The following is a 26,743-nucleotide window of genomic DNA, read 5'->3' as shown; positions in this document are numbered from 1 at the left end:
GCCGGTATTCGGTCCCCGCTGCCGGATTGCGTCGATGGTCCGCCGGGAATTTCGGGGCGCGCCGGGTGAACCGGACATCGAGGTTGAGCTCAGCAACCTCGACAAAGTGCTGTACCCGGAGACCGGCACCACCAAAGGCGAGGTGATCGCCTACTATTCGGCGATCTCCGAGGCCGCGTTGCCGCATGTGGCGGGGCGTCCGGTCACCAGGAAACGGTGGCCGAACGGGGTCGATCACTCCGATTTCTTCGAGAAGAACCTGCCCGAGCACGCGCCCGCGTGGATACACCGCGCCGCGATCGAGCATTCCAGCCGCCGCGTGGTGTACCCGCTGATCGACTCCGAAGCGGGGATGGCCTGGTTGGGGCAGCAGGCGGCGCTGGAAATCCATGTGCCGCAATGGCGTTTCGACGGTGACGAGCGCGGCCCGGCGACCAGGATCGTGTTCGATTTGGATCCTGGTCCCGGCGCCGGGCTGGCCGAATGCGCGCGGGTCGCGCTGGCCGTGCGCGCGCTGGTCGCCGATATCGGCATGCGGGCGTTCCCGGTTACCAGTGGTAGCAAGGGGATTCACGTCTATGTGCCCCTCGACCGGCCGGTGAGTTCGCTTGGCGCATCTACCGTCGCCAAGCAGGTGGCCACCAATCTCGAAGCGCTGCACCCGGATCTGGTGACGGCGACCATGGCGAAGGCGGCCCGCAAGGGCAAGGTGTTCCTGGATTGGAGCCAGAACAACGCGGCCAAGACCACCATCGCCCCGTACTCGCTGCGCGGTCGCGCCGAACCGAATGTGGCAGCCCCGCGCACCTGGGCCGAGATCGAAGACGCGGATGCGTTGCGCCAGTTACGTTTCGACGAGGTGCTCGCTCGCTGGAAGGCCGACGGTGACCTGCTGGCCGAACTCGACCCGCCACTGCCGGATCGGCCGCGACCGGACTCGCTCGCCAAGTACCGCAGCATGCGCGACCCGCAGCGCACCCCCGAACCGGTCCCCGAGGCGACCCCGGAACCCGGCCCCGGCAACCGTTTCGTCATCCAGGAGCATCACGCGCGCCGCCTGCACTGGGATGTGCGCCTCGAACACGACGGTGTCCTCGCCTCCTGGGCGGTGCCGAAGGGCCCGCCGACCGAACCGAAACACAACCGCCTCGCCGTGCGCACCGAGGATCACCCCCTCGAATACCTGCACTTCCACGGCGCTATCCCGAAGGGCGAATACGGTGCGGGAGAGATGACGATCTGGGATTCGGGCACCTATGTCACCGAGAAGTGGCGCTCCGACGAGGTGATCGTCGAGCTCGACGGCGAACGGGTGTCCGGCCGTTACGCCTTCATCCAGACCAAGGGCGACCAGTGGCTGATGCACTTCATGCGCGACCAGGCTCGTCGAGAACCTGTGGCGGACAAGGGTTTCCCGCGCGGTCTCTCGCCCATGCTGGCTACCGCAGGAGATGTCGAATCGCTGACACCTGCGGATTGGGCCTTCGAGACGAAGTGGGACGGCTTCCGGGTGATCGTCGAAATCGACGACGGCACAGTCACGGTCCGCAGCCGTGCGGGCAACACGGTGACCGCCCGATATCCGCGCCTGGCCGCCCTCGGCGAAGAACTGGCCGGACACCAGGTGATCCTGGACGGTGAGGCGGTAGTCCTCGATGACGCCGGTCTCTCGGATATCTCAGCACTGCAAGCGGATTCGGCCCGCGCGGTATTCGTCGCGTTCGACGTGCTCTACCTCGACGGCACCTCGCTGCTGCGCAAGAAGTACACCGATCGCCGCACCGTGCTCGAGGCGCTGGGCAGGCTGTCGCCGTCGATGAATGTCAGTGCGCTGCTGGACGGTTCGGGCGCCGAGGCGATGAAGGTCAGTCGCGAGCAGGGCCAGGAAGGAGTCGTCGCCAAGCGGCTGGAATCGGTGTACCAGCCGGGCAAGCGCAGCCAGACCTGGCTCAAGCAGCGCAATTGGCGCACCCGCGACGTGGTGGTCGGTGGGTGGCGGCGCAGCGACAAACGGCCGTTCAAGTCGCTGCTGCTCGGCATGCCGCACGAGAACGGCCTCATCTATGTCGGCCGGGTGGGAACGGGATTCGGGTACGAGCAGTCGCGTCGGATCGCCGACGAACTGGCCGGACTGCAGCGCGACACCTCACCGTTCACCAATGAGCTGACCGCCGACGAACGCCACGACGCGCAATGGGTGACCCCCGAACTCACCGGCACCGTCCGCTTCCAGGCATGGACCGACACCGGACGGCTCTGGCACCCCGTGTGGGACGGTGTGACGAGTTCGCCACGCTGATGCCCACCCGCGAAAGCTGCGATGTTGCTACGGTTGTCGCGTTGTACTGGTGTCGGATCAAACGAGGAGTACGCGGTGGATTTCAAGAACCTGGCCGGCAAGGCGATGGACATGGCTGCCCAGCATGCGGACAAGGTAGACGGCGTCATCGACAAGGCCGGCGACGTGGTCGACAACAAGACCGGTGGCAAGTTCAGCGGCCAGGTCGACTCCGCCCAGGACGCGGCAAAGAACGCGCTGCGCTGAATTTTCTTGCGGCTGGCGCCGCGGGATTTTCGGCCCTGAGGGCCTCGAATCCGAGAGGCGATACTCCGCCTTCGGCGTTACGTCTCGCCTCTCGGATCCGAGGCGGCCGAAAATCCAGTGCTGAAAGATTGCCGGTTGTTCAGTTTTCGGACATCAGGCTCGAGATCGTGTCGATATCGGTGACCAGTGCATTGCCCTGGAACGCGAAGTCGTCGTAGGCCCGTGCCATCGCCTCTTTGTCGCGACCGCCGCAGGCGTCGCTGATCACCACGGGCACGAAACCCAGGTCGGTCGAATGGCTGACGGTGGGCGCGATCCCGATCTCGAGCGCCACCCCGGCGATGGCGTAGGCGCCGATCCGCAGATCGCGCAGCAGGGTGGCCAGGGGTGTGCCCTCGAACGCCGACATCGACATCTTGTCGAAGACCAGCTCGTCCTCGCGCGGTACGAGTTCCGGTACCAGCTCGAACGCGGGCGTATCGCGTTGCAGGATGAAGGCCACGTCGTCAACGGATTCGGCGTTCTGCCAGCTCATCAGCAGTCGCATCCCGTACACGCCGGTCAGTCGCCGCGGTGGGAAGAAGTGCCGCAGGAAGATCACCGGATAGCCGCCGCGCCGGGCCGCTTCGACGACCCGCACCACGCGCTCGACGATCTCCTGGCCGTCGGGTAATTGGCCGAGGACGCCGACCTGCATGTCGTAGACGATCAGCGCCATCCGGTCGGGCGCGCACAGATCGCCGAGGGTATCGGGAATGTCGAGTCCGTTTCCTTGTCGCACCGGCGCCAGTATCGTCGGCGGGCGCGAGTCTGTCGAGACTCGCGTGCGCGACCGGGCAACCGGACTGCCCGCGCCGAGAACCGAGTCGCCCCGACACCGGAACCGGCATCGGGGCGATCAGGCAATCAGTTTGTGGGCGCAGACTATTTGGTTGCCCACTGGGTGGTTCCCGGCGGGGCGGTGTAGGTGTTGATCAGGTCCATACCCGCGATGATCAGCGTCGGCCCGCCGACCACCAGGGTGCCGATGACCCCGCCGACGGAGGCGCCCGTGATGAGGCCGGGAATCGCGCCGACCCCGCCCGCTGCCGCGCCGATAACCAGGCCGATCACGGCACCGATGCCCATGCCGACGAAGCTGCCGACGGCCGTGGCAAGGCCGAAGGTGGAGGCGAAGTTCGCTTGCGCCGCAGAGTTTTCCGCGGGCGAGGCGACCGGCGTCAGGTTGGGCCTGGCCGCCGCGACGTCTTTGACCGCGGTCAGCTCGAGCACCGTGCTGTCCTCGCGAATCGAGTGCGGCAATGGGTATTCGAACGCGCCGTCGCGCACCGACAGGGGCAGCGACATCAGGGTCGCGCCGGCTTCGTCGCGGATCTCGACCGCACCGCCGGTGAGGGCGAAGGTGCCGTGCGTGAGGGTGGTGACAAGGGTGTTGCCGACGACGTCGGTGCGGTACTCGACATTCGGCGTGACCGGGTCTGCCCCGGCGATTCCGGTTCCCACCAGCGCTGCAGCGAGCACCGGAATGGCGGCCGCGGCGATTCTGCGGATGATCATATGAACATTTCCCATCTGGACTTCATCAGGTGTGAGTGCTCGAACAAGCGCCGTGGTGATGACTTCCCCCGAGAAAGTGCGTGACCGGCGCGTGAAGCTGCCTAGCTCGATTTCTGTGACGAACCATAGCTTGCAACCAGGTTTCGGGACAGTGAAATCGGGGTATTGCGCTTCACTTCAGGATGTTGATGGCGCGCGCGATGACCATCGCCGCGAGGACCAGTGAGATCACCGACTGGGCCATCATCATGACCTTGCACCAGCGCGAGAGCGGCAGTACGTCGGCGGGCGCGAACGAGGTGGCGTTGGTGAATGCCAGGTACAGGTAGTCGAAGTACTCGGGTCGCCAGTCCTTGTCGGCCAGTTCGGGCGACTGCATCTGCGGAAACAGGAAGTCGGGCACCGGTTCCCGGCCGTTCGCCCTGGCCGCTGGGCCGCCGCGATCGAATTCCCAGTACCAGAGCGAGAACGCGATGACGTTGGTCGTCCAGATGATCGCGCCGCTGAGCAGCAGTTCGCTCGGCTGTTTGTCGATCTGGCCGACGACGATGGCCTGTACCAACCGCACCGTCGACACGGCGGTGGCGAAGCTGATCAGGGCCGACAGCAACAGGCTGAGCTTGCGGATCCACGGTTCCTGGCGGTCCATCCGGCTCGGGTTGGCGACCAGCAGCACGGCGAGCACGCCCAGTTCCAGTGCGGGGAGCAGCCATCCGGGCGAGGGCAGGAACTGGTTGGGCAGCAGCGCCTGGACCACCACGAGCGCGAGGATCGCGCCGGTGGCGGACAGGCGGGACTCACCCTCGGTGGGCCTGCGCCAGGCGGGGAGCGCGTGCTCGCTGTCGGTCACATCGTGCAGTATCGCCCGGGAATCGGGTGTTGCCGGGGAGGCCGGGCGTGGGTTCAGCCGATGACGGTACTCAACACGACGGCGCCCGCGCAGACCGCGAACACGACCGCAAGGGCGATCGCGTCACGACGGTGCGGTGCGCTGGGGTGCGCTGTCAGCATCCCGGTACCGCCGCGCGCGGTGATCGCCTCACCGAGTTCGCCCGCACGTCGCGACGACACCGCCATGCACGCGGTGAGGATGTCGATGAGCGGGTCGGTGGTGCGGTGCAGCAGGTTCTCCTTGGGGCGCAGTTTGCGAGCCGCGCGCAGCACCCGGATCTCGTCGAACAACAGCGGCAGACCGCGCAGCGTCAGCGCGACGACAACCGCCCACTCGTCGACCGGAAGACGTAACTTGCGCAGTGGCGCACCGAGTTTCGCGAGCGCGGGGGCGATCTCACCCATCGGGGTGGTGAACGCGATCAGGAACGAGGCCGCCAGCAGTACCAGCCCGAACACGATGACCTGCAGGTTGCCGAGCATCGCTTTCGTCCCGATCGGCGCCACGATCAGTACGCCGAGCACGATCAGCCCCCAGAACCACCACGGCAGCCGGGGGAACGCACCGAGCGGCAGCCGCGCGAGCACCCAGATGAAGACCAGGAACCCCGCGATCACCCCGAGTACCGGCCAGGACGGCAGGAACATCAGCAGCAGGCTGATGGCGAACGCGGCGATCATCTTCGTGCCCGCCCACAGCCGGTGCACGACGCTGTCGACCGGTACTTCACGCAGCAGCACTGTGCTCATGGGGTTGTCCCTTTCGGTGCGCTGGTGTGGGCCGTGGCGCCCTGGGGGATACCGGCCGCGAACCGCGACTTCTCCAGTGCGCTTTGGGTTCTCGCGATCGCGTGGCCGTCGGCCGAGACCATCACGCCGCCGTCGAGGTGCACCGTGCGGTCGCAGACCATGGCCATGTCGGCGACATCGTGGGAGATGATGATCAGCGTCAGTCCCGAATCACGCAGCCGGGCAAGCAGTTCCACGATCTCGGCGCGACCCTGCGGGTCCAGACCGGCCAGTGGTTCGTCGAGCACCACCACCTGCGGTCGACTCGCCACCATCGCGGCGAGGACGACCCGCTTGGCCTGCCCGCCGCTGAGTTCCTCGACCGAGCGCGCGGCGAGGCGCCGATCCAAACCCACCGCGTCCAGGGCCTGACCGACCGCGCCGGAGCCGGTCGCCCGCCCACCCCAGTCGGCGATCTCGGCGCCCACGGTCTGCTTCTGCAGTTGCAGTCGGGAGTGCTGGAAGGCCAGCGCGACATCGCCGACCTGCTTGTCGACCGCGGTGCCGCGCAGTGTGCAACTGCCCGAACTCGGCGCGATCAATCCCGCGATGATCCAGGCCAATGTCGACTTGCCGGAACCGTTGCCGCCGACGATCAGCAGCGCCTCGCCCTTGCGGACCGACAGGTCCACGCCGTGCAGGGCGGGTGCCTCCCACGGCGTGCCGCGGTTGTAGGTGTGGCGCACGTCGGTGAGTTCGAGGACGGGCTCGCCCATCGGCCTGCGGCGCTGGTCGCGGGCGGGGTGCGGCCAGCTGGCGAGGTGGTCGACCATGCGGCCGTCGGCGAGGTGGATCACCCGGTCGGCGGCGGTCGCGTCGGCTTCGTGGTGGGTGACCAGGACGACGGCCGTGCCGTGGCGGCGGGGCAGTTCGGCGAGCAGGGCGACGAGTTCGCGACGGCCGTCGGGGTCGATCATCGAGGTGGCCTCGTCGGCGATGAGCAGGGCCGGACGACGGGCCAGCGCGGCGGCCACGGCGAGGCGTTGTTGTTGCCCCCCGGAGAGGGCGGCGGTTTCGCGGTCGCCCATGTCGGCGAGGCCGACCTCGGCGAGCAGGGCGTCGACGTCGACCTCGGCGGCCGATTCCGCCGACAGCCCCCACACCACATCGTCGGCGACCGAGACCCCGAGCGTTTGACTCTCCGGTCGCTGCAGGACCAGCGCCGTTCCGCCGATGGCGCCGAGGCCGGCCGAACCCGGCCGATCCACCGCACCCGTCGTCGGCGGCCTGCCTGCCAGGACTCGGGTCAAAGTCGATTTGCCTGAGCCGTTGTGGCCGACGACGGCGACGAACTCGCCATGGCGAATCGTGAGGTCGATGTCGGCGAGCGCATCCATCTGAGCACCCTCGTACCGATAACCGACCCCGTGCAGCGACACCGGCAGCGGCCCTACCGGCCGATCATCCGCCGGCGCGTCGAGACGATCACTGCCCGGCAGCCAGGCCAGTCGATCGAGTACCGCGCCGAGCACGAACCAGGAGATCACCGTGCTGACCAGCACGCCGAGTGCGACGGTGGCGCCGATGTAGATCCACCACCACTGCAGAATCCCCTCGACGGCGTCGGCGGCCGCTCGGCCGAGCGGTTCCAGGGCAGGCACCCGCCCGGCCAGATTCTCGATGCCCTTCGCGGTGTTGCGGAACGCTTCGAAGAACAGTTCCCTGGTTTTGGCGAAGACGAGCAGGCTGCCGACGGAGAACAGGCCCCAGCCCACGCCTGCCACGATGCCGAGCGCGAAGACCGTGGGGAATCCGCCGCCTCGGCGTTTCACCGTGCCGATGATGCCGGCCAGGGTGGCCGCGCCCATCACGCCGAGCGCGGGCATCATGCCCGCGGCGACGAAGGTGACCAGCGTTGCCGCGATGGTGGCGGTGGCGAGCGCGCGGAGACGATATCGCTGGGCGAGCAGCCCGAGTGGAACCGCGGCGACGAGCTGTAATGCGGCAGCCATGGGAACCAGTGAGCCGACGGTGATGAGGCCGACCGTGAGCCCAGCCATCACCGCGCCGCTCGCAAGTTCGATCGGGCGCAGGGGGCCGCGGGGGGTGTCGCTCACCTGTCCAGTCTGCCAGGGGGTTGGGTTTGCGGGTGTGGTGCCGATGTGGAGTTCGTGTGGAATCTATGGGCGCGCCGGGACGGGATCGGGCGTGTGGTCCTGGGGTGTGCGGCGGAACATGCGCGGGTTCAGGCGGGCGATTGCCACGCCGGTCAGGCAGAGGGTGCCGCCGAGGAGGGCGGTGAGGGTGGGTACCTCGGCCAGGAAGATCCAGGACATGAGGATCGCGAGGGCGGGGACGGCGTAGCTCGAGGACGCGGTCACGCCTGCGGGGGTGTGCGACAGGGCGTAGGCCCAGAGCAGGAAGGCCAGGCCAGTCGGGATCAGGCCCATGTAGACGACGCCGACGGTGGCCGACAGGGGTGCTTCGGCCAGTTGGTGTGCCATCTGCGGCGCCCACGGCAGCAGGACGACCGCTCCGGCGATCGCGCCCAACGCGGTGGTGGTCACCGGATCGGTCGTTCGCAGCACGAGTTTCTGTGCCACCACACTGACCCCGTAGAGCAGGGCGGCGGCCACCGCGAGCAGCACCCCGATGCGGTCGCGTTGTCCGGGACCGGTGAACGCGATGATCGCCGCGCCGCTGAAGCTGACCGCGATCCCCACGATGAGCAGCGGCGGGAAGCCCTCGTTCAGGAACACCCCGGCCAGCACCGCGACCACGATGGGCGCGATATTCACCAGCAGCGCCGTGGTGCCCGCGTCGAGATGATGTTCGGCGGCGTTCACCAGCACCGTGTACAACCCGAACCACAGCGCGCCGTACGCCAGCGTCAACCACAGCGCCAGGCCACGCGGCAGCGGCCTGCCGCGAACAGCGAGCACCACCCCCAGCACGAGCGCGCCGACGAGGATTCGCCCCGACGCCATCGCCGCGGGCGAGACATACGGCGCGATGCCGCGGATGATCACGAACGACGACGCCCAGGTCAGCATCACAGCGACCAGGGCGAGAGCGGGCAGACGCGACTTCATCCCTCAACGGTGGACCTACCAAGGGATAAGCACAAGCGGGTATTCGCCATCTAATATTCAGTAGGACTGAATCGAGGAATTCGCATGATCGACACGCACCGCTTGATGATCTTCCGCTCCGTGGTCGCGACCGGCTCGGTGGCCGCCGCGGCATCGACCCTCGGCTACTCACCGTCGGCCATCTCCCAGCACCTCACCGCGCTCCAACGCGAAACCGGCCTACAGCTGCTCGAACGGGTGGGCCGCGGCGTGGAACCGACCCCGGCCGGGCGGGTGATCGCGGCCGAGGCCGCCAAGGTGCTCGACGAACTGAACGCGCTCGGGTCGACGGTGTCGGACCTGCGGGCAGGCAAGGCAGGCCGGATCACCATCAACACCTTCAGCTCGGCGGGCACCAACTGGATGCCGGACGTGGTCGCCACCCTCACCCACGAATTCCCCGACACCCGAATGCGGCTGCGCATCGTCGACGAGCTGGCCGAGGTGTCGGTCAACCGGCCCGATATCGCGCTCACCGTGCGCCTGGACAAACCGACCCAGGTGGTCGGCTACACCCACCGTGACCTGATGACCGAGCCGTACGTCGCGGTGGTGCCCGCCGGGCACGAACTCGCGGGCCGCACCACGGTGGACGTGGCCGAACTCGAGCATTACCGCTGGATCGACAGCGACATCAGCCGCGGACCCTGTCGCCAGGCCATGCTGAACGCCTGTGCGGCAGCGGGTTTCACGCCTCGCTTCGAGGTGGAGACCACCGACTATCCGTCGGCGTTGCGTTTCGTGGCGCGCGGGATCGGCATCACGGTGATCCCGCGCCTCGGCGCCACCGAGCTGCCGCCCGGTGCCTGCGCGCTGGAACTCACCAATCCGACGCCGCGGCGCACCGTCTGCGCGCACATCAAAGATTCCGAGTCCTACAATCCAGTCGTCGTCCGAACGATGGAGCTGCTCGACGAACTGGCGGTCGCGCCGCACAGCTCCCGGACCTCGCGCTGAAGACGCGGAGAGGCGGAACAGTGCACGAAGTGGGTCGGTATCGGTGTGCCGTGCTCGGGCCGCTGCGGGTGTGGGGGCCCGATGGCGACGAGGTGACGCCGAGCGGGGTGTTGCCGCGGCGGTTGCTCGCGCTGCTGGTGTTGCGGCGCGGAGCAGTGGTGTCGGTGGACGCGGCGATCGAGTTGTTGTGGCCCGACGGTGGGCCCAACAATCCGGCGGCGGCGTTGCACAGCCATATGTCGCGGCTGCGGCGGGTACTGCCGGAGGTGATCGATTCGGCGGGCGACGGGTACCGGCTGGATCCGGCTCGGGTCGTGGTCGACGCCGACGAGTTGGGGGAGATCCTCGACGGCGGCGGTTCGCCCGCGTCGATCCTGCGGCGCTGGATCGGGCCCGCGTATCCGGAACTCGACATGGTCGACGAGGCGCGAGCGGAATCGGTTCGGCTGGAAGAGCTTCGGGTCAGGGCACGCGAAGCCGAAGCGGCCGACCGGCTCGCAGCCGGACGCACCGACGGGTTGGCCGCCGAGCTGCGCGCGGTGGTCGACGAGTACCCGCTGCGAGAACACCCGCGCGCCTTGCTGATCGACGCGTTGGCCGCGACCGGCCGCTCCGCCGACGCGCTGCGGGTCTACGACGAATTCCGCCGCCTGCTCGCCGACGAACTCGGTACCGAACCCTCCGAACCACTCCAGCAGCGCTACCAGCAGTTGCTCACCGGCGATCAGAGAACAGAAGCAGCCCAACCACTTCCGATGTCGGTCACCGCGCTGCTCGGACGCGCGGACCTGCTGGCCGAGACCGAAGCCCTGCTCGCCGACGCCCGCCTGGTGACTCTCGTCGGTCCCGGTGGCGTAGGCAAGACCCGGATGCTGCTCGAACTCGGACGCAGACACATCGCTACCCCGGTCGTGTGGTGTGAGCTGGCCGGCACCGATGCCGATGGTGCGGTCGGTGCGGTCGCCGCCGCACTCGCCATCGACGTACGCCCCGGCATCCCGCTCGACGAACGCATCGCGGGCGTCATCGGCACTACGGAAATGCTTGTGCTCCTGGACAATTGCGAGCACGTCATCGAACCGATCGCCGCACTGGTCGACCTGCTGCTGACCCGTTGCCCGCGCCTACGGGTAGCCGCCACCAGCCGCGAACGCCTGCGCGTAGCAGGCGAACAGGTGCGCCGCGTACCCCCGCTCGACACGTCTCCCGGGGTCGAACTGTTCCTCGAGCGCGCCGCCTCGGTCACCGGCGAACTCGCACTCGAACCCGCCGTCGTCGACCAGATCTCCGCGATCGTCACCCGCCTCGACGGACTACCGCTCGCCATCGAACTCGCTGCGGCACGGATGTATTCGCACGAAGTCGACGAGATCGCGGCAGGCCTCGACCGCCAATTCGATTTCCTCTCAGCTGGTTACCGCACCGCCACCCGCCACGGCTCCCTCGCCACCGCCGTGGCCTGGTCGGTGGATCTGCTCGATAAACCGCTGCGGGAAGCGTTTACGAGTTTGTCGGTGTTCTCCGGCCCCTTCGATGTCGCCGCCGCGGCCGCGGTCTGCGGCACCGAACTCGGCCCGGCCGCCGACCGCCTGACCGAACTCACCGAACGTTCACTGGTGATGCGCGCCCCCGGCCGCCGCTACGCCCTCCTCGAAACCCTGCGAACATTCGGCCGCACCGAACGCGCGACCATCGACGACACAGCGGGCGCCCGCCACGCCAACTATTTCGTCGACTGGGTCGAGCGCACCGACCTGGAACTCGCCCATTCGGCCGCCGTCATCCCCCGCATCGACGACACGATCACCGAACTCCACCGCGCCCTGCACTGGCTCCTCGACCACCGCGACACCGCGAACGCCGCCCGCCTCGTCGCTGCCCTGACCGACTACGGCCTGCTCCGCCTGCGCCCGGACGTCCTCGGCTGGGCCGAACTCGTGATCGCGGCCGACTCCGATGCCGCCGGCCCCACCGCAGCCGGGGTGCTCGCGTCGGCGGCGTACGCCCGCTGGATGGCCGGTGACCTGCCCGGCGCCTACGACCGCGCCGCTCGCTCGCTCACCGTCTGCGACGACCCGCCCTACAACTCTTACGGTGCCTACGGTGTGTGCGACCTGTTCTCGGGTCGCTTCGACGAATCCGCCGAGTGGTATCGCCGCGCCGCCGTCATCCCCGATCGTCCGGCATCGAACATGGATGTGGCGACGTGGACCATGCTGCTCGGTTACGCGGGCGATCCGACCGTCGCGCAACGTTCGGCCGAACTCGTCGCCGAAACCGGCTCCGTCACTTCCCCTTACGTCGCCTACGCGCTCTATTGTGCGGGCGAGGCGATCCTCGATATCGACCAGGACCGGGCCCGCGACCTGCTCGACCGGGCATTGCGGATGGCCGAAGCCACCGGCACGACGTTCGTGTCCGGTGTCGCCGGGGCCTCGCGCGCCTCCCTCGATGTCCGTTCGCGCCGCACCGCCGACGCCGCAGCTGCGTACCCCGCGTTGATCCGCAGCTGGCAGCGCGCCGGAATGTGGTCCACCCAGTGGGTGATGCTGCGCTCGATCGCACTGTTGCTCGATCAGCTGGGCAGGTCGGAACAGGCCGCGGTCCTCGACGGAGCCATCCGCGCCGCTGCCGCCGATCAGCCCCTCGGTTCCGACCGCGAGGTCCTCGACCAGCTGTCCCAACGCTTGCGAACAGCCCTGGGCGACAACGATTTCGAACAGGCCCGTCGCCACGGCGCCGACCTCGGCAACGACGCGATCCTCGACTACACCCTGGCAGCCCTCGGCCCGCAGACCTGAATCAGCCTGCGGGCCATGGGTTTCACCAGCGCGGCTGCTCGCCCAGAATGCCGAGCACCGCCTTGCCGACCATCTCATGGGTCAGCGCGTCGTTGCCGGGATGGAAACCGCCACACCGCACATCGCGGTAGAGCCGCTCTAGCTCGTTCCCGGAGAACATCGCCGCCCCGCCCACCACGTCGAGCGCGATATCGACCACCCGCTTGGCGGCCTCCACGGCCCGCCATTTCATCGAGTACACCTTCGGCGCCCAGTCGGCACCGTGATCGGCACCGGTCACCCAGTCCGTCGTGAACTTGGTCAGCACCGCGTCGGCGGCGTCGAGTTCCAGATACATCGATGCGATCTGGTGCTGCACGAACGGGTTGTAGGCGTAGGCGCCACGCTCGATCGCCATCGACTTCTTGCGCCGCGCGTTCTCGATCGCCAATTCCAGTGCGCGGTCGCCGATTCCGAGATACACCGCGCCGATCAGCGACAGCGGCCACATCGTCATCCCGAGCAGGAAAGGATGTTCGGCGTCCCCGGCGGGCATCACACAGCCGATCCGCACATCGGGCACGAACACCTCGGTGAGCTGGGTGTCGTGACTCTGGGTCGGCCGCATGCCGAGCGTGTCCCAGTTCTCGACCACCGTCGCCCCCTCGGAACCGCGTTTCACGAAGGCGTGCACCACCTTCGGGCCACCCTCGGCGTCGACATCGAGCGCGTGCGCGCCCAGCCACTTCCACGCGGGCCCGTTGGACCCGAACTGCTTGCGTCCGGTGAGTCGGTATCCGCCGTCGACGCGACGGGCCTGGCAGGTGGACAGCAGCACCGGAATGTCGTTGCCCGGCTCAGCATGTCCCGCCGCGAACACTTCGCCCGCCAGCGCCTCGTCATAGATCCAGTCGAGCGAATGGTCACCGGCCCTTGCCATTTCGTTGGCGATGCCGATCCAGTACGAATGCATCGACATCGCCAGCGCGGTGGCGGGAGCATACGCGGCAAGGCGACGCTGACTCGCGGCGAGCTGGGCCAGGTCCAGGCCCCAGCCGCCACGTTCGGCGGGGACGGCGGCGGCAAGGTAGCCGATGCCGCGCAGTTCGGCGAGGTCCTCGGTGAAGTAGGTGTTGGCACGGTCGTGGGCGGCCGCACGGGACCGAAACCGTTCCAGCATGTCGGTCGGGATGGTGCGGGTTTCGCTGATGGTCTGAGTCATGGGAGCCACTGTTCGGGGTCGGGCTGTTACGCCGCTGTCGCGCGCTGTCACGGGCCGCCCGGCGCCTGACAGCCCGCTGACAGGCCGCCCACGCAGGCTGAACGCCATGATCGCAATCGAAGAACTGGGCACGATCCTGTCGGTCTGGGCCCACCCCGACGACGAAACCTATCTGGCCGCCGGGATCATGGCGGCGGCTCGCGACAACGGTCAACGAGTGGTCTGCGCGAACGCCTCCGCCGGCGAACTGGGTACGAGGAATGTGATCATCCGCTCCGCCACGGGTGAGCTCGTCATCGAGGACACGACATCGGGTACGAACGGTGCCGTGACCTGGCCCCCGCAACGCCTCGGCCAGGTGCGCCGCTGGGAAGCCGCTGCCGCGATGGCAGTCCTCGGTGTCACCGAACACCGCGTCGACGACTTCCCCGACGGCGAGTTCCCGATGCACGATCTGTCCGGAAGAGCGTGGGCCGCAGACCTTCTCGCCGAAGTCCAGCCCGACACCGTCCTCACCTTCGGTCCGGAGGGCATGACCTTCCACCTCGACCACATCGCCGTCCACCGCTGGGTCACCCGCGCCTGGCACGCCGCGGGCCGCCCCGGCCGACTCCTGTACGCGGTGCCGTCCGCCGAGAAACTCGCCCGCTTCATGCCGCTCTACGAGGAGTGGGACATGTACATGAGCCCCCTGCGCCCCGTCGGCGTGCCCCGCGCCGAGATCCCCCTGAACCACACCCTGACCGGCACCGCCCTCGATCGCAAGATCACCGCCCTGCGCGCGATGTCCACGCAGACCGGCGCTCTCACCGCCTCCGTCGACGAGGCGCTGCTGCACGACCTGGTGGCCGAGGAAACCTTCGTCGTCGCCACCGAAGTGCGCGAATCCGTGGCGGCAAGTGATGGATGCTGACCTGGCCCGCGCCCGCACCCTCGGCATCCTCGCCGTGAAACTGCTCAGCCACGGCACCCCCGACGACTTCGCCGCCGTCTTCCACCCGCTGGCCCGCAACCACGCAGGCCCCTACGTCCCACCGGATTGCCGTGCGCAGGGCCCGTCGGCGATCCACGCGACATCGCTGTGGTTACGCGAAACCTTCACCGACCTCGACTGGTCGATCCACCGCCTCGTCGCCGACGAGAACCAGGTCGCCGTGTACGCCGCGATGAGCGGCACCCACTCCCACGACCTGGTCCTCTACGGCCCCGACGGCCGCCCACAGCAGACGATCCCCGCCAGCGGCGCGATCTTCACCGTGCTGCACACCTACTGGTTCCGCCTCGTCGACGGCCTGATCATCGAACGAACAGTCGACCGCGGCGAACTCGGCTCCGCCCCCAACAATCCGCCAGTGCGGCGCAGTCGGATGCGCGTCGGCCTCCGTTAGACCGGCATCTTCGTACAATTCGACGCCAAAAAATCAGAAAACTGATTGAAAGCGCGCCGTTTGTACGATTACGCCGGGTGGCCGACGATCAAGCGGGCGGCGGCACGCCCAGCCAGCCGCCCATGGCGACCGTGCGGAAATGTGTTGTCAGCCCGAAGTTCTCGTCGATCACATGCAGCGCGAGGGCCGGTTCGGGGGCGTAATCCATGACGCGATCAGGCGGCGCCACCTCCCATTCGCCGCCGAGGACGGATGCGGTGCTGGGGCAGGTGATCATGGGTTTGCCCGCGAAGGTCGTCGCGATGGGGGCGTGGGCGTGGCCGGTGAGGATGCCGACGATGCGTGGGTCACCCGCGACCACGGCGGCCAGCCGGCCCGGATCGGCGAGCGCGATCACATCGACGACGGGGCTGAACACGCGTTTGGGCGGGTGGTGCAGGGCCACCAGGATGGGCCCGTCGGGCAGCTCGGCCAGTGTCGCGCGCAGCCAGTCGAAGGTGTCCTCGCCCAGCAGGCCGGCGGGTTGGCCGGGGATGCTCGAGTCGAGCATGATCACGGTCAGTGCGCCGATCGTGTGGACACTGTTGATCGGGGTGGTCGTGGCGGGCTCGCCCAGCAGTGCGGTGCGAAAGTTGGCTCGGTCGTCGTGGTTGCCGGGCAGCAGGTACAGGGGGAGGTCGGTCTGCAGGGCCAGACGTGCTTGCGCGTACTGCTCCGGTGTGCCGGAATCGGTGATGTCGCCGGTCACGAGGATGACGTCGGGCCTGCGTGGCAGGTCCGCCAGATAGCCCATCACCGCCTCCACCCGTTCGGTGTTGCGCGCGCTGAGGTCGAAGTGGGTATCGCTGAGCTGAGCCGCCAGGATCATCGGCAGTCGCTTTCTTCTCTGGGATCGCTCCGTTGCGTCAGAGTGTGCCGGTATCGCTCATCGGCACCTCTCAAGGCTAGATGACCTGCGCTTATTCGTCTTCATGAGTCGTGCCACGGCCGAGAACCTGCTCAGTGGTCTGTGTCACCTTTCACGCCCGCGAATCTGTGCGTTCCGGTGTGCGGGATGCGGCGTTGTAGTACGCCCGCGACTGCGTAGCTTTAGCGGCGTGTCTCTCTCTATTGCAGCGCCCAGAACCCGAGTCCTCCTGGGCGCGTTGACTGTTCCGCTCTCGCTGGCCCTGTTCGGGTGCAGCGGGTCGATCTCGATCGGCGGGCCGGACTACGACGCGCTGGAAAAGGACATCACCGCGGAGCTGGACAAGGCCTACGCGCCGATGTCGCGCAAGGTCGACTCGGTCAAATGTCCACGGCTGGCCGACGATCCGAAGAAGGGCGAGACCTTCGTCTGCACCGCCGTTCTCGACGGCAACGACGTGCGGGTGGATGTGAAGGTCGAAGACGACGAGGGCTCGGTGAAGTTCACTACGCGCGACATCGCGTTCGACCTCGCCGCAACCGCCAACAGCCTCACCACCGACGTCGCGGCGCAGGTGGGTTTCCCGGTGACGGTGGACTGCGGGCAGGGGCTGAAGATCGTCGAGGTCGGCAGCGTCTTCAACTGCACGGCGCTCGATGAACAGGGTGAGTCGGGGACGATCGAGGTGACCGCTCGCAACGAGGGCGGTAGCGACTGGCGACTCGTCGAATAAGGCCCCCGCGGGCTCAGCCGCCGGTGACCTGGCTCGCGACATCGAGCAGTCGTGCGGCCTCGTCCGGGTCGCCGGTCAGCGGTGCCCAGAAGTCGGGGCCGGGGGTGGCTTCCAGGTCGAGGACCGGTGGGGTCAGCCAGTCGGCGGCGAGCCCGAGTTTCCAGGAGTGCAGGTGGGTGCGGGGGAGCGCGGCGGTGCGGTCGAACAGCGGGTCGCCGAGGATCGGGTGGCCGATCCAGGCCAGCTGCACGCGGATCTGATGACGCCGCCCCGTCACCGGCCGTAGGGCCAGCAGCGCGTTGTCGCCGTGCCGGGCGACGGTGCTGAACAGGGTCCGCGACGGGTAGTTCTTGGCGGGCAGCAGGTCGACCTCGTCGACGAACCAGCGGTCACCCTCGCGCTGGATCGCCTCCCGCGGCGCCGCGATCCGCACCCGATTCTTGCGCCCCACACTCAACGGCAGATCGAGCTCGCCGTGCTCGGGCAGGTCGGCGCCCGATACGATCGCCAGATACGCCTTGCGCGCGGTCTGATTGTTGAACTGCCTGGTCAGCGGCCCGTGCGCGGCCAGATCGGTAGCCAGCAGCACCAGCCCGGAGGTGACCTTGTCGATCCGGTGCACCGGATACAGCTGTGTCCCCGCGGCCTGCGCCAACTCCACCAGATCGGTGTCGTGACGCTCCCCGGTCACCGAGATCCCCGCCGGTTTGTTCAACGCGAGCACGGCATCGTCGGCGAACACGGTGTAGTCCTCGCGCACACTGCGCCAATCCAAATCCACTACAACACCCTAGAGAACGGTGTCGTCACCCAGTCGCTCATGCCTGCCGCAGGCGGTGCGGGCGCAGGCGGTTGAACCCGCGCACGCGGACGCTGCGCAGGTGGCGAATGGCGAAATCGGGATGGTTGTCGAGGGCCTCGGCCGCCGCGTCGTCGATGAGGACATTGCCGGGCCGGGCCACGCCGGTGAGCCGGGCGGCGATATTGACGACCGAGCCGTACACGTCGCCGAAGCGTTGCAGAACCTCGCCGTAGGCGAAGGCGACGCGCAGTTCCGGGGTGCCGCCGACGAGCATGGTCGACTCCTGGATGGCGAGTGCGATGTAGGCGCCGTCCTCGGCGGTCTCGGCGGCGAACATCACCTCGTCGCCGACATTCTTGATCACCCAGCCGCCGTTGTCGGTGATCGCCGCAGTGGTGGTCGACTCGAAAGCTTCCAGCAGCGTGGACAATTCGTCGGGGTGCAGGTGCCTGGTGAGGCGGGTGAAGCCGACCATGTCAGCGAATCCCACCGCCAGCGTCCGCATCGAACCGCCGCCCTGGGCCTCGTTCGACCTGGCGACCGCGGCCGCCAGATGCCTGCGCCACACATACGACTGCAACTGGTCGATGCCGGCCATCGTGGATTCCGTTGCGGCCCTGATCCGTTCCTCGAGCGCAATCGCGGGATCGGCCGATTCGGCCCGCACCTTGATCTCGGCCAGCACCAGATCGGCCTGCCACTCCGCCAGCCGCGCCATGCCCTGACCGATCGTCCGCGCCGCCGCAGCCTGCTGCCGAATATCGGACGCGGCAACAACTTTCATGCTCCGGAAGTTGGTGACCGAGGTGATGTCGCTCTGCGTGTAGTCGACCTCGTCGTCCTCATTCGCCGGAAATCCCAGCGCGGTCCACAACCGCCGCGACTCCGCCTCCGGTACGCCCGACTGCTCGGCGACCTGCGTGCGCGTATATCGGCGCGGCCCACCGAGCAGTGCCTCCTCGACACTGCGCTGCACCAACTCGGTCATCTCGGCGTCCGACATACCCAGACTCTACGACTGCGCCACGCGAGCGACGGTCATCCTCGTCCCCGCCTTGGCAAGGGTCATCAAATCCGCTGCTCTCGCCCGTGACACCTGGCACAGCGCCATCGCCTGACCTGGTCGCTTACCCAGAGGTGGGCAAGGGATGGCGAAAGTGCGTACTTGTTCGCAGGTGGGCGGCGCACCGACACTCGGATCAGGGCGGTCGAGCGATGGTCCTGGACAGGAGTCGAGATGATCAACGAATCGGTGACGGTGCTCGGAACCGGGTCGATGGGTAGCGCGGTAGCCGGTGCTTTCGTCGCCGCGGGATATCGCACCGCGGTCTGGAACCGTAGCCACGACAAGGCGGCGGCTCTGGTCGGCGCGAACGCGCACCCCGGCATCGCCGACGCCGTCGCCGCGAGTCCGGTGATCATCTCCTGCCTCACTTCCTTCGAAGCCGCACACGAGAGTCTGCGCGGTACCGATCTACTGGGCCGAGACCTGATCACCTTGAACAGCGGAACACCCGACCAAGCAAGGGGATTCGCGCAATTCGCGAACAGCGCGGGTGCCCGTTTCCTCGGTGGTGCGATCAAGAATGTGCCTGCGGCCGTGGGTGATCCGAATACGCTGCTGTACTTCGGCGGTGATCGCGACGTCTTCGAGACTCACTCCGCGACCCTGCGCGTGCTGGGCGGTGATCTCGAATTCCTCGGTGCCGAACCGGATCTGGCCGCGCTCTACGAATCTGCCGTCGGTGCGACCCTGCTCCCGGCCCTGCTCGGATTCCTGGAAGGCGCGGCGGTACTGGCGTCGCGCGGCCTGCCCGCGTCGACGATGGTGCCCTATTCGGTGAAATGGCTGCAGATGATCGAATCGCTGCTGCCGGTCCTGGCCGGTGAAATCGACGACAAGGACTACACCCGCCTCGGCGCGTCGGTCGAGCTGTTCCACACCGCCGTGGCCGACGACATGCGACTCGGCGCCGAAACGGGCGTCGACATGTCCTGGCACGCCCCGATGCACGAGCTGCTGGGCCGTGCGGTCGCCGAGGGGCGCGGTGGGCAGAGCGTCACCGCGCTGATCGAGCTGCTCACTCAACGCAGCACGCTGTAGACGCCTTCGCACGATGCGATGTAACGGGGGCGGCCGATACCTTCTACGCTGGCTGCCATGTCGTCACCCGCTCTCGGCGAGTTCCTTCGCACCAGGCGCGCCCGCATCCAACCCGCCGCCGTCGGACTGAGCGAATACGGTCGCCGCAGAATGGTCGGATTACGCCGCGAGGAAGTCGCCCAGCTGGCCGGCATGAGCGTGGATTACTACACGCGACTGGAGCGGGGCCGCGACGAAGACTTCCCCGATTCGGTGCTCGATTCCGTAGCCCGCGCCCTGCGCCTCGACGCTGCCGAGCGCGACCACTTCTACACCCTGGTCCGCCCCGCCGACCCCGACTACAACTACTGCCCGACGGTCCGCCCCGGCACCCGACTACTGCTCGACTCGATCGCCACGCCCGCGTTCGTGCTCGGTCGGCACATGGAAGTGCTCGCCTGGAATGCCATGGGCGACAAGATATTCGACTTCGCCGCCGACCCCGAGGGCAATCTGGCCCGCTTCACGGTCCTGCACCCCGACGCGGGCGTCTTCTATCCCGACTGGGAACCGGTGGCCGCCGAGACTGCCGCCTACCTGCGTCGCCAGGTGGCCCGTCGCCCGCGTGATCGCCGCCTGACCTCGCTCATCGACGACCTCATCGCAGGCAACCCGGTCTTCCATCGCATCTGGTCGATCCAGTCCGCCACGCGTAACTCCCACGGCCACAAGCTGATTCACCACCCGGTGGTCGGTCGGATCGAATTCGGTTACGAGACACTGGATCTGCCGGACGACCAGGATCAGGTGCTGGTGGTCTACACGGTGGACCCGAACTCGGCCGCGAGCGAAGCGATCGACGCGCTGCGTGCGCGCGAATTGGTCGGCGCGCACTGATCCTGTCGGACCCGGATGAGACGCTCGAAGCATGACGATCGACGAGATAATCGATTACGTGACCGGCCTCGGCGGAGTATTGCTGCTGCAACCGACCGAAGGCAGTGACGCACCCGAGCTCGCCTGGGGCGACACTTTCTTCTACTACGCCCCCGACGGTGTCGTCCCCGCCGGTCAGCCGTTCGCCACCATCGTGACCAAGGACTACCCAGGCGACGAGACATCCGACCTCAACCGGCCCGGCAGCTTTCGCGTCAATTTCGCCGTGAGCAAGGCGACTTTCACCGAAGCGGCCGCCCCGACCGACGCGAGTATCGACGACACCGTCGTCGCCCACCCCCTTTACGCCTCCGCGAATTGGCTCGCGGTCGTCAATCCGGGGCAGGCCACAGAAGCGTCGGTTCGCGCGATGCTGAGCGAAGCCCACGACCGGGCACACACCCGATTCGAGCGACGCGCGGCGCAATAGCACCGTCAATTGGTTCCAGATGGCGGCGATGAGTGCCAGCATGGAGTTATGGACCAGGACGGGATCGTCGTCGGCGGCCAGGTGATTTCCACGGCCGCGGTACCGGCGCGGGAATCGTTCGACTTCTGGACGTCGGTGATGAGCGAATCGGTCATGCCGTGCTCGATGGAGCCGCTCGGCGACGGACCGTTCTCCGCTTCGCTGGTCCCGAAGGTTATGGCCGATCCGCTGTCGATGGTCGTGACGGCGAACTCCGCCGAGCGCGCCCGGCGCACCGACCAGCACATCGCCCGCGGTTGCGACGCGTCCGTACTCGCGGTGCTCACACTGTCCGGTGTCGCCGAAATCGTGTGTGACGACAGATTCGTGCGGGCGCCGGTCGGCACGATGTACCTGGTCGACAGCGAACGTCCCCAGGAGGCTCGCACCGCGGACTACGAGGCGCTGCTCATCCGGGTGCCGAAGGAAACGATCCTGCGCTCGGCCGGGCTCGATGCCGATGCGTTGCCACCGGTGCGCCTGGTCGCTCCGGTGGCGCACGGTGCGGTGGTCATCGACTTCTTCCGTCGGCTGATCACGCTCCCGCCGGAGACGATGGGTTCGGTGCCCATGCTCAACGCAGGTGTCGAACTCCTCGGCGCCACCCTTTCCCTCGGTCGCGGGCCCGCGGTCCCGGCCCTCGACCGCGAACAACTGATGACGTTCCTGCGCCACTCGTTGGCCGACCCGCGGTTGAGCACCGACCGCATCGCCGAGGCCTGCGGCATGTCGCGGCGCAAATTGTTCCGTGTCGTCGGCGATCGCGACGGCGGCCCGATGGCATTGCTGCGCACCCTGCGCGCCGAACGAGCGTGCGAACTGCTCGCCACCGCCCCCGATCGCACCATCGGCTCGATCGCCCGAGCCTGTGGATTCACCGGCGACCGTATTTTCTATCGCGCATTTCGCAGTGAAATCGGGATGACCCCCGGCGAATATCGAGAAAGCATTCTGTCCTCGACGCGGGACTGACACCGCTGGCACTTCTGGTCGCCATTTGTTTGCTGATGTCAGACTTCGCGACGGTCCGGTCTCATGGTCGCGGTTTATCGCGTTCGGCGCGGTACCTTTCAGATACCAACGAAAGGGGAGGTCATGTCAGTACATACCAGGTCAGCGCAAGCGCTATCCCATGCCAGGCTCGGCCGCGTGGAATTGATCACCGGCGGATTGCTGCTGATCGCCGCGGCGCTGGCAATGATCGGCCCCCTGATCGCGGCCCTGCTGATCCGCCACAGCGGCGCCGACCGAACCGCGACCACCCCCCTCGTCCTGCTTACCCTCGCCATAATCCTGGCAACCACCACCGGCCTCGCCCTCCTCGCCCTCGCCCACCGCCGCGGCAATTCGGATCGCGCGGGTTCGTCGTAGCGGCTCCGCCGAAACCGGTGGGACATAATCGGATCGGCTATCCTGGTGGCGATCAGGGAGGCCGTTCATGCCCATCAAGTTCCGTCAGCGCAAATCCTTCGGACCACTGAAGTTCAACTTCACCCAGGCCGGTCTGTCCTCCTGGGGCATCAAGATCGGCCCCTGGTCCTGGAATTCCCGCACCCGCAAGAACAGCGTCGACCTCCCCGGCCCCCTGAGCTGGCGCCAGCGCTGACTGCGCTTCACCGAGACAACACCCAGACCGACAGCCAGCCCCACCGCCTGCCCGATCACGAACATCGTGTCGAGCCCCGGGGTGAGATTCATGGCAAGGCCGGCGCCGAGAAACGCCAGGAAAATCGGGAGGGCAGGCACGAACAGGTCAGGGCTGTGGCTCACCACCGAAGTGTCTCCCGCCGACTGCCGGTCTGTGTGAACGGAGCCATGCCGACCCTGGATCATGCACGTGCATCAAGGTTTTGGCGCGGATCGAAGTCGGTCGAATGCTCGGTTCGTCGGGGTTCGGCCTAAGAACGTGGTGATCTGTGCGGAGCAGTCTTCGACAGTGTCGGTGCTGGTGTCGAGTTCGAGGTCGTAGATTCCGTGGGCGTGCACGGGGTGGATCTGGTCGGCCGCGGTGCCGATCGGGCGGTCACCGCGTTGCAGTTCTCGGCGTTGTAATTCGTCGAGTGAGCAGTGCACTCCGACGAAGACGACGTCGATGCCGTTCATGACGGACAAGCAGTCGCGGAGGCGCCACGGCTCGCTGAGGACGTGATCCATGATGATGTCGTTGCCCGCCCCGGCCATCGCGGCGACGGCTCGATGGAACCCTGCTCGGGTTCGCCGGAGGACGGCGGCGAGTTCGGCGGAATCGAGTGCATGGGTCCGCGACGGCGATCGCATCGCGCCGATCATGTCGACGCCCATGTGGAAGAAGGGCCGTTCGAGGTCGACCAGCAGCCGCTGCGCGATGCTCGACTTGCCCGAACTCGACGCCCCGTTGAGGAGAACGACCTGACCGGACTGCTCCCCATGACCCGATAAAACCGGCATCCATCCAGTCAATCAGAAACCCGAGTGCGCGAGGTCTGGAGGGCTCAGGTACCTCCGGCATGCCGAGTACGGATGTCAGCCAGGGACGACCGGGTAGCGGTCGCGGATGGAGTGGGGTGGTTGTAGCATTCGCCGGTTGTGATCATCGCGGCGTGGCCGCACTGGCGTTGGGCGGTTCTCCGTGGGGAAGTTCGTGATAGAGACGGTCTTCGGGCCGGTGTTGGTGATTGCGGGGGTGGGGTTCGTGCTGCTCTGCGTCGCATCGTGGCTTTGGGATGCGGTCAGTGCTGGGGTGGATCGGGTTCGTGGTCGCGTCGGGAGAGACGCTGAGGCGGATGTGGTGGTGTCGCCGCGCGAACGTGCACCGTCGAATTCTCGCCGCACTGCCGATAGTCGTGACCGTCGTGCGGCCCGTGTCGCGGCTCGCCGTAGTGCAATTCATGCCAAGCACGCAGGCGCCGACCAGTAGCGGTTCCGTACCCCGCCGGGGCGCCGGTCCTGTCGACTGGAACGCGTGAGCGCCTGCCGAACGCACGTGTCGGTTTCGTCCAAGACAGGGTGGGGGAGGGCTCTCTAGGCTGACCGCAGGCAGTTTCGAACATTCGGATTTCAGGAGGATTGTGATGGCACGCGAACTGGTTTACACGGGGTTCATGTCGCTCGACGGTGTGGTGGACTCGCCCGGCGGGACGGTCGAGGGACATCGCAGTGGCGGATGGGTGATGGAGACCGAGTTCGTGCCGGAAGCGTATTCGCTGAAGGGCGAGGAGCTCGCCGACACCACCGCGCTGATGTTCGGGCGTCGCAGCTACGAGGCGTTCGCCCCGATCTGGCGCGATTCCGAGGACCACGCCGCCTACAAAGATTTGCCCAAATATGTTGTGTCGGAGTCACTCTCCGATGACAAGCTGATCGACGGCTGGGGCGACATCACCATCCTGCGCTCGACCGAGGACATCGAAAAGCTCAAGCAGACCGAGGGCGGTCCCATCTACATCCACGGCAGTGCCGAACTGGCACAGCGGCTTTCGGATGCCGACCTGATCGACCGGTACAACCTGCTCGTGTTCCCGGTGCTGCTCGGCGCGGGCAAGAGCCTGTTCGGCCGGGCCGATCGCCCCAAACAGCAACTGCGCCTGCGTGACTCGGCGACCTACTCCAACGGTGTCGCCAAGATGGTCTACGACGTCGTGCGCTGACCGACGTCCAACGCGATCGCCCCCTCGCTCCCCTCGCGCAGCTGCCGCGCCGTCCGCCCGACGAACCGGCGCAGCGCGCGGGCGAGGTGGGGCTCGTCGTAGTAGCCGAGCTTGTCGATGACATCAGCCGGTGACTCGCCCGCACTCAGCAGCAGCGCCGCCGTGCGCGCGCGTTCGATCTGACGGACCGCGCCCTGGGTGAGACCCGTCGCCGCCCGGAAACGACGTTCGAGCGTGCGCTCGGTCATCGCGGGCTGCAGGCCACGCAGCGTGTCGGCGACGAGGGCGTCACGGACCACGACATCTCGGCCGACAAGTCGCTCGACCAGCGCTTCCGCATCGTCGGCGTGCGGGGTCTCCCAACGCTCGCCGTCCAGCCAGAAGCCCCGTGCGGTCACATCGGGCAGCACGATCCCGCTGTCGACCAGGGTCGATGCGGTCACCGCCCGCAACGACGTGCCGACCGCGAACTGGATCCCGACGAAGTCCGCCCCCTCGGGAACAGGCGCGGTGCCGGTGCGAACTTCCGGCCCGGTGACCGCCGCGCAGCTCACCCCCTGCTGCTCCCAGAACACCAATCCCCAGGTCTCGGTCGCCACGGACGTCATCTCCGCGACCTGCTCACTCCGGCAGGTCCACACCGACTCCACCCACGGCGAATCCGACCCGCGCGTCTCGAACACCAATCCCACCATCGAGATCCTAATCGCCGCTGCGCCCGCCGGAACTGGTACTCGAGGGTGACAGGCACGCCGAATCGGGAGCTCGAAAGCAGTACTGCGGAGGGATGCCGCGGGGTGTGGGCCGTCGATAGGTTCCCCACTGAGTCGAAAGGGGCGCCCGATGCGATCCATGATGGTGGCCGTAGTGCTTGTGCTGGCCTTGGTGGTCGGTGGCTGCGGCGATGAACCCGATGCCCTGCAACGTGACGTCGATGCGATCGCGGCACTCGGCACCACCGGTGTGCAGGCCAGATTTGTGGATGCCGCCACCGGTGCCGATCGGTCGAGGGCGACGGGAAGGACAGATACCAATGCGGCGGAACAGGTTTCGACGGAAGGATATTTTCGAATCGGAAGTCTGACCAAGACCATGGTTGCGACTGTGGTTCTTCAGTTGGTCGGTGAAGGGCGGCTCACGCTCGATGACACCGTGCAGCAGTGGATTCCGGATGTCGTGCACGGCAATGGAAATGACGGATCCGTGATCACGGTCCGTCAGCTTCTGCAGCACACCAGCGGTATTCATGAAAGCCCGCCCGAAATGACCACTGCCGACGACTATTACCGACTCCGCTACCAGGTCCGTGATCCACGGGAGACCGTGGCGTCGGCCATGCGACACGCCCCCGATTTCGCACCGGGCGCGGGATGGTCGTACTCCAATACCGGCTATGTCCTGTCGGGCATGATCATCGAGCAGGTCACCGATCGCCCCTGGCACGACGAGGTCCGTACGCGCATCCTCGAACCGCTCGGGCTACGGGACACCCACTGGCCGGGCACCACCCCCACCCTGCCCACTCCACACGCGCACGGCTACCAGCAATTCGAGGCCGACGGCCCCCTGATCGATGTCACCGAACTGGTCGACGCCGACGCCTCCGTCGGCCACATCTCCACCACCGCAGACGTCGGCGCCTTCTACCGAAACCTGCTCGGCGGCAAACTACTCCGCCCCGAAGAGCTGGCCCAGATGCGCACCACGGTGCCGGTCGACGGAGTCACCGGAATGGTCTGGCCCGGCGCGAGCTACGGCCTCGGTCTGTTCTCGGTACCACTGACCTGCGGCGGCACCTATTGGATGCACAACGGTGGCCAAACAGGATTTCTCACCAATGCCGGAGTAACCGACGACGGAAGCCGAAGTGCCGTCGTCTCGTTGTCAGCCACTCTCGCAGTCGGCGAAGATGTCGCGCGCAGTAGGGGATTCGCGCAATTGCGCGCTGTGAACGAATTGGTGGACCACGCACTCTGTGAAAAGTAGC

At 67.3% G+C, this 26,743-nt stretch carries 27 protein-coding genes; 15 read left to right on the top strand and 12 right to left on the bottom strand.

The window, feature by feature from the left end; genetic code table 11:
- Positions 1-34 precede the first annotated feature (34 nt).
- On the top strand, positions 35-2,299 hold the full coding sequence (locus tag ACFW6D_RS26130; RefSeq protein WP_379332317.1) for an ATP-dependent DNA ligase: 2,265 nt from the start codon (positions 35-37) through the stop codon (positions 2,297-2,299).
- Positions 2,300-2,374: 75 nt separating this feature from the next.
- Positions 2,375-2,545, top strand: a complete 171-nt coding sequence (locus ACFW6D_RS26125) for an antitoxin (RefSeq protein WP_379332315.1) — start codon at positions 2,375-2,377, stop codon at positions 2,543-2,545.
- A 139-nt stretch (positions 2,546-2,684) separates the two neighbouring features.
- Here ACFW6D_RS26125 and ACFW6D_RS26120 read toward each other — a convergent pair whose 3' ends face one another.
- The 6 genes from ACFW6D_RS26120 to ACFW6D_RS26095 all read right to left on the bottom strand — a co-directional run bounded on the left by ACFW6D_RS26120 (position 2,685) and on the right by ACFW6D_RS26095 (position 8,814).
- Positions 2,685-3,326, bottom strand: coding sequence for a cysteine hydrolase family protein (locus ACFW6D_RS26120; protein WP_379332313.1), 642 nt, complete (start codon positions 3,324-3,326; stop codon positions 2,685-2,687).
- 143 nt (positions 3,327-3,469) lie between these two features.
- Positions 3,470-4,102 (bottom strand): ammonium transporter, encoded by a 633-nt coding sequence (locus tag ACFW6D_RS26115; RefSeq protein ID WP_379332311.1) that lies wholly within the window; start codon positions 4,100-4,102, stop codon positions 3,470-3,472.
- A gap of 172 nt (positions 4,103-4,274) precedes the next feature.
- Positions 4,275-4,952: a DUF1345 domain-containing protein gene (locus ACFW6D_RS26110; RefSeq protein ID WP_379332309.1), complete on the bottom strand. Its 678-nt coding sequence runs from the start codon at positions 4,950-4,952 to the stop codon at positions 4,275-4,277.
- A gap of 53 nt (positions 4,953-5,005) precedes the next feature.
- Positions 5,006-5,743: an energy-coupling factor transporter transmembrane component T family protein gene (locus ACFW6D_RS26105; RefSeq protein WP_379332307.1), complete on the bottom strand. Its 738-nt coding sequence runs from the start codon at positions 5,741-5,743 to the stop codon at positions 5,006-5,008.
- Positions 5,740-7,782: an ABC transporter ATP-binding protein gene (locus ACFW6D_RS26100; RefSeq protein ID WP_379332390.1), complete on the bottom strand. Its 2,043-nt coding sequence runs from the start codon at positions 7,780-7,782 to the stop codon at positions 5,740-5,742. The genes ACFW6D_RS26105 and ACFW6D_RS26100 overlap by 4 nt, the downstream gene beginning before the upstream one ends.
- A 120-nt stretch (positions 7,783-7,902) precedes the next feature.
- Positions 7,903-8,814, bottom strand: coding sequence for a DMT family transporter (locus tag ACFW6D_RS26095; protein ID WP_379332305.1), 912 nt, complete (start codon positions 8,812-8,814; stop codon positions 7,903-7,905).
- 84 nt (positions 8,815-8,898) lie between these two features.
- Between ACFW6D_RS26095 and ACFW6D_RS26090 the strand changes: the two genes are divergently transcribed.
- Both ACFW6D_RS26090 and ACFW6D_RS26085 read left to right on the top strand, forming a co-directional pair.
- Complete coding sequence (locus ACFW6D_RS26090) at positions 8,899-9,810, top strand: LysR family transcriptional regulator (RefSeq protein ID WP_379332303.1); 912 nt, start codon at positions 8,899-8,901, stop codon at positions 9,808-9,810.
- 29 nt (positions 9,811-9,839) lie between these two features.
- Positions 9,840-12,611: an ATP-binding protein gene (locus ACFW6D_RS26085; RefSeq protein WP_379332301.1), complete on the top strand. Its 2,772-nt coding sequence runs from the start codon at positions 9,840-9,842 to the stop codon at positions 12,609-12,611.
- Between the two features lie 22 nt (positions 12,612-12,633).
- Here the strand turns inward: ACFW6D_RS26085 and ACFW6D_RS26080 are convergent, their stop codons facing one another.
- Entirely contained in the window at positions 12,634-13,812 is a 1,179-nt protein-coding gene (locus ACFW6D_RS26080) for an acyl-CoA dehydrogenase family protein (protein WP_379332299.1), read from the bottom strand.
- A gap of 106 nt (positions 13,813-13,918) precedes the next feature.
- Here ACFW6D_RS26080 and ACFW6D_RS26075 point away from each other — a divergent pair, with 106 nt between their 5' ends.
- Complete coding sequence (locus tag ACFW6D_RS26075; RefSeq protein ID WP_379332297.1) at positions 13,919-14,725, top strand: PIG-L deacetylase family protein; 807 nt, start codon at positions 13,919-13,921, stop codon at positions 14,723-14,725.
- Positions 14,715-15,200, top strand: coding sequence for an ester cyclase (locus ACFW6D_RS26070; protein WP_379332295.1), 486 nt, complete (start codon positions 14,715-14,717; stop codon positions 15,198-15,200). Before ACFW6D_RS26075 ends, ACFW6D_RS26070 begins: the two co-directional genes overlap by 11 nt.
- Positions 15,201-15,288: 88 nt before the next feature.
- On the opposite strand, the gene ACFW6D_RS26065 is transcribed toward ACFW6D_RS26070, so the two are convergent.
- Complete coding sequence (locus tag ACFW6D_RS26065; protein ID WP_379332293.1) at positions 15,289-16,068, bottom strand: phosphodiesterase; 780 nt, start codon at positions 16,066-16,068, stop codon at positions 15,289-15,291.
- Between the two features lie 229 nt (positions 16,069-16,297).
- Here ACFW6D_RS26065 and ACFW6D_RS26060 point away from each other — a divergent pair, with 229 nt between their 5' ends.
- Positions 16,298-16,840 (top strand): DUF4333 domain-containing protein, encoded by a 543-nt coding sequence (locus ACFW6D_RS26060; protein WP_379332291.1) that lies wholly within the window; start codon positions 16,298-16,300, stop codon positions 16,838-16,840.
- A gap of 13 nt (positions 16,841-16,853) precedes the next feature.
- Here ACFW6D_RS26060 and ACFW6D_RS26055 read toward each other — a convergent pair whose 3' ends face one another.
- Both ACFW6D_RS26055 and ACFW6D_RS26050 read right to left on the bottom strand, forming a co-directional pair.
- Positions 16,854-17,621 (bottom strand): RluA family pseudouridine synthase, encoded by a 768-nt coding sequence (locus ACFW6D_RS26055; protein WP_379332289.1) that lies wholly within the window; start codon positions 17,619-17,621, stop codon positions 16,854-16,856.
- Between the two features lie 37 nt (positions 17,622-17,658).
- Positions 17,659-18,645 carry an adenylate/guanylate cyclase domain-containing protein gene (locus ACFW6D_RS26050; RefSeq protein ID WP_379332287.1) on the bottom strand — a complete coding sequence of 329 codons (987 nt, stop codon included), beginning with the start codon at positions 18,643-18,645 and terminating at the stop codon, positions 17,659-17,661.
- 234 nt (positions 18,646-18,879) lie between these two features.
- On the opposite strand from ACFW6D_RS26050, the gene ACFW6D_RS26045 reads away from it, so the two are divergent.
- The 6 genes from ACFW6D_RS26045 (at position 18,880) to ACFW6D_RS26020 (ending at position 22,736) form a co-directional block, all read left to right on the top strand.
- Entirely contained in the window at positions 18,880-19,746 is an 867-nt protein-coding gene (locus ACFW6D_RS26045; RefSeq protein ID WP_379332285.1) for an NAD(P)-dependent oxidoreductase, read from the top strand.
- 57 nt (positions 19,747-19,803) lie between these two features.
- A complete protein-coding gene (locus ACFW6D_RS26040) occupies positions 19,804-20,622 on the top strand; it encodes a helix-turn-helix transcriptional regulator (protein WP_379332283.1) in 819 nt (272 codons plus the stop codon).
- Between the two features lie 31 nt (positions 20,623-20,653).
- Positions 20,654-21,091: a DUF6194 family protein gene (locus ACFW6D_RS26035; RefSeq protein ID WP_379332281.1), complete on the top strand. Its 438-nt coding sequence runs from the start codon at positions 20,654-20,656 to the stop codon at positions 21,089-21,091.
- Between the two features lie 48 nt (positions 21,092-21,139).
- The gene (locus ACFW6D_RS26030) at positions 21,140-22,102 is read left to right on the top strand and encodes a helix-turn-helix domain-containing protein (protein WP_379332279.1); all 963 of its coding nucleotides are present in this window, start codon (positions 21,140-21,142) and stop codon (positions 22,100-22,102) included.
- A gap of 177 nt (positions 22,103-22,279) precedes the next feature.
- The gene (locus ACFW6D_RS26025) at positions 22,280-22,501 is read left to right on the top strand and encodes a hypothetical protein (RefSeq protein WP_379332277.1); all 222 of its coding nucleotides are present in this window, start codon (positions 22,280-22,282) and stop codon (positions 22,499-22,501) included.
- A gap of 67 nt (positions 22,502-22,568) precedes the next feature.
- On the top strand, positions 22,569-22,736 hold the full coding sequence (locus ACFW6D_RS26020) for a DUF4236 domain-containing protein (RefSeq protein WP_082843603.1): 168 nt from the start codon (positions 22,569-22,571) through the stop codon (positions 22,734-22,736).
- Positions 22,737-22,972: 236 nt separating this feature from the next.
- On the opposite strand, the gene ACFW6D_RS26015 is transcribed toward ACFW6D_RS26020, so the two are convergent.
- On the bottom strand, positions 22,973-23,557 hold the full coding sequence (locus ACFW6D_RS26015; RefSeq protein WP_379332275.1) for a chloramphenicol phosphotransferase CPT family protein: 585 nt from the start codon (positions 23,555-23,557) through the stop codon (positions 22,973-22,975).
- 623 nt (positions 23,558-24,180) lie between these two features.
- Here ACFW6D_RS26015 and ACFW6D_RS26010 point away from each other — a divergent pair.
- Positions 24,181-24,756, top strand: coding sequence for a dihydrofolate reductase family protein (locus ACFW6D_RS26010; RefSeq protein ID WP_379332273.1), 576 nt, complete (start codon positions 24,181-24,183; stop codon positions 24,754-24,756).
- On the opposite strand, the gene ACFW6D_RS26005 is transcribed toward ACFW6D_RS26010, so the two are convergent.
- Positions 24,738-25,439: a helix-turn-helix domain-containing protein gene (locus tag ACFW6D_RS26005; RefSeq protein ID WP_379332271.1), complete on the bottom strand. Its 702-nt coding sequence runs from the start codon at positions 25,437-25,439 to the stop codon at positions 24,738-24,740. The two genes, ACFW6D_RS26010 and ACFW6D_RS26005, sit on opposite strands and share 19 nt — an antisense overlap.
- A gap of 160 nt (positions 25,440-25,599) precedes the next feature.
- Between ACFW6D_RS26005 and ACFW6D_RS26000 the strand changes: the two genes are divergently transcribed.
- Complete coding sequence (locus tag ACFW6D_RS26000; RefSeq protein WP_379332269.1) at positions 25,600-26,742, top strand: serine hydrolase domain-containing protein; 1,143 nt, start codon at positions 25,600-25,602, stop codon at positions 26,740-26,742.
- Position 26,743 lies beyond the last annotated feature (1 nt).

The sequence above is a fragment of the Nocardia sp. NPDC058705 genome (assembly GCF_042749305.1).
In the GTDB taxonomy this organism is placed as follows: Bacteria; Actinomycetota; Actinomycetes; order Mycobacteriales; family Mycobacteriaceae; genus Nocardia.
Note: the sequence above shows the minus strand (reverse complement) of the source record. Positions and strands in the feature narration are given on the sequence as shown.

Excerpts from the sequence above, each read along its gene's own strand:
- ACFW6D_RS26100 (WP_379332390.1), bottom strand. The coding sequence starts at position 7,782 with ATGGCTGGGCTCACGGTCGGCCTCATCACCGTCGGCTCACTGGTTCCC.
- ACFW6D_RS26010 (WP_379332273.1), top strand. The coding sequence starts at position 24,181 with ATGGCACGCGAACTGGTTTACACGGGGTTCATGTCGCTCGACGGTGTG.
- ACFW6D_RS26030 (WP_379332279.1), top strand. The coding sequence starts at position 21,140 with ATGGACCAGGACGGGATCGTCGTCGGCGGCCAGGTGATTTCCACGGCC.
- ACFW6D_RS26050 (WP_379332287.1), bottom strand. The coding sequence starts at position 18,645 with ATGTCGGACGCCGAGATGACCGAGTTGGTGCAGCGCAGTGTCGAGGAG.
- ACFW6D_RS26015 (WP_379332275.1), bottom strand. The coding sequence starts at position 23,557 with ATGCCGGTTTTATCGGGTCATGGGGAGCAGTCCGGTCAGGTCGTTCTC.
- ACFW6D_RS26090 (WP_379332303.1), top strand. The coding sequence starts at position 8,899 with ATGATCGACACGCACCGCTTGATGATCTTCCGCTCCGTGGTCGCGACC.
- ACFW6D_RS26000 (WP_379332269.1), top strand. The coding sequence starts at position 25,600 with ATGCGATCCATGATGGTGGCCGTAGTGCTTGTGCTGGCCTTGGTGGTC.
- ACFW6D_RS26040 (WP_379332283.1), top strand. The coding sequence starts at position 19,804 with ATGTCGTCACCCGCTCTCGGCGAGTTCCTTCGCACCAGGCGCGCCCGC.
- ACFW6D_RS26080 (WP_379332299.1), bottom strand. The coding sequence starts at position 13,812 with ATGACTCAGACCATCAGCGAAACCCGCACCATCCCGACCGACATGCTG.
- ACFW6D_RS26065 (WP_379332293.1), bottom strand. The coding sequence starts at position 16,068 with ATGATCCTGGCGGCTCAGCTCAGCGATACCCACTTCGACCTCAGCGCG.
- ACFW6D_RS26075 (WP_379332297.1), top strand. The coding sequence starts at position 13,919 with ATGATCGCAATCGAAGAACTGGGCACGATCCTGTCGGTCTGGGCCCAC.
- ACFW6D_RS26070 (WP_379332295.1), top strand. The coding sequence starts at position 14,715 with ATGGATGCTGACCTGGCCCGCGCCCGCACCCTCGGCATCCTCGCCGTG.
- ACFW6D_RS26020 (WP_082843603.1), top strand. The coding sequence starts at position 22,569 with ATGCCCATCAAGTTCCGTCAGCGCAAATCCTTCGGACCACTGAAGTTC.
- ACFW6D_RS26105 (WP_379332307.1), bottom strand. The coding sequence starts at position 5,743 with ATGAGCACAGTGCTGCTGCGTGAAGTACCGGTCGACAGCGTCGTGCAC.
- ACFW6D_RS26095 (WP_379332305.1), bottom strand. The coding sequence starts at position 8,814 with ATGAAGTCGCGTCTGCCCGCTCTCGCCCTGGTCGCTGTGATGCTGACC.
- ACFW6D_RS26115 (WP_379332311.1), bottom strand. The coding sequence starts at position 4,102 with ATGATCATCCGCAGAATCGCCGCGGCCGCCATTCCGGTGCTCGCTGCA.
- ACFW6D_RS26035 (WP_379332281.1), top strand. The coding sequence starts at position 20,654 with ATGACGATCGACGAGATAATCGATTACGTGACCGGCCTCGGCGGAGTA.
- ACFW6D_RS26130 (WP_379332317.1), top strand. The coding sequence starts at position 35 with ATGGTCCGCCGGGAATTTCGGGGCGCGCCGGGTGAACCGGACATCGAG.
- ACFW6D_RS26045 (WP_379332285.1), top strand. The coding sequence starts at position 18,880 with ATGATCAACGAATCGGTGACGGTGCTCGGAACCGGGTCGATGGGTAGC.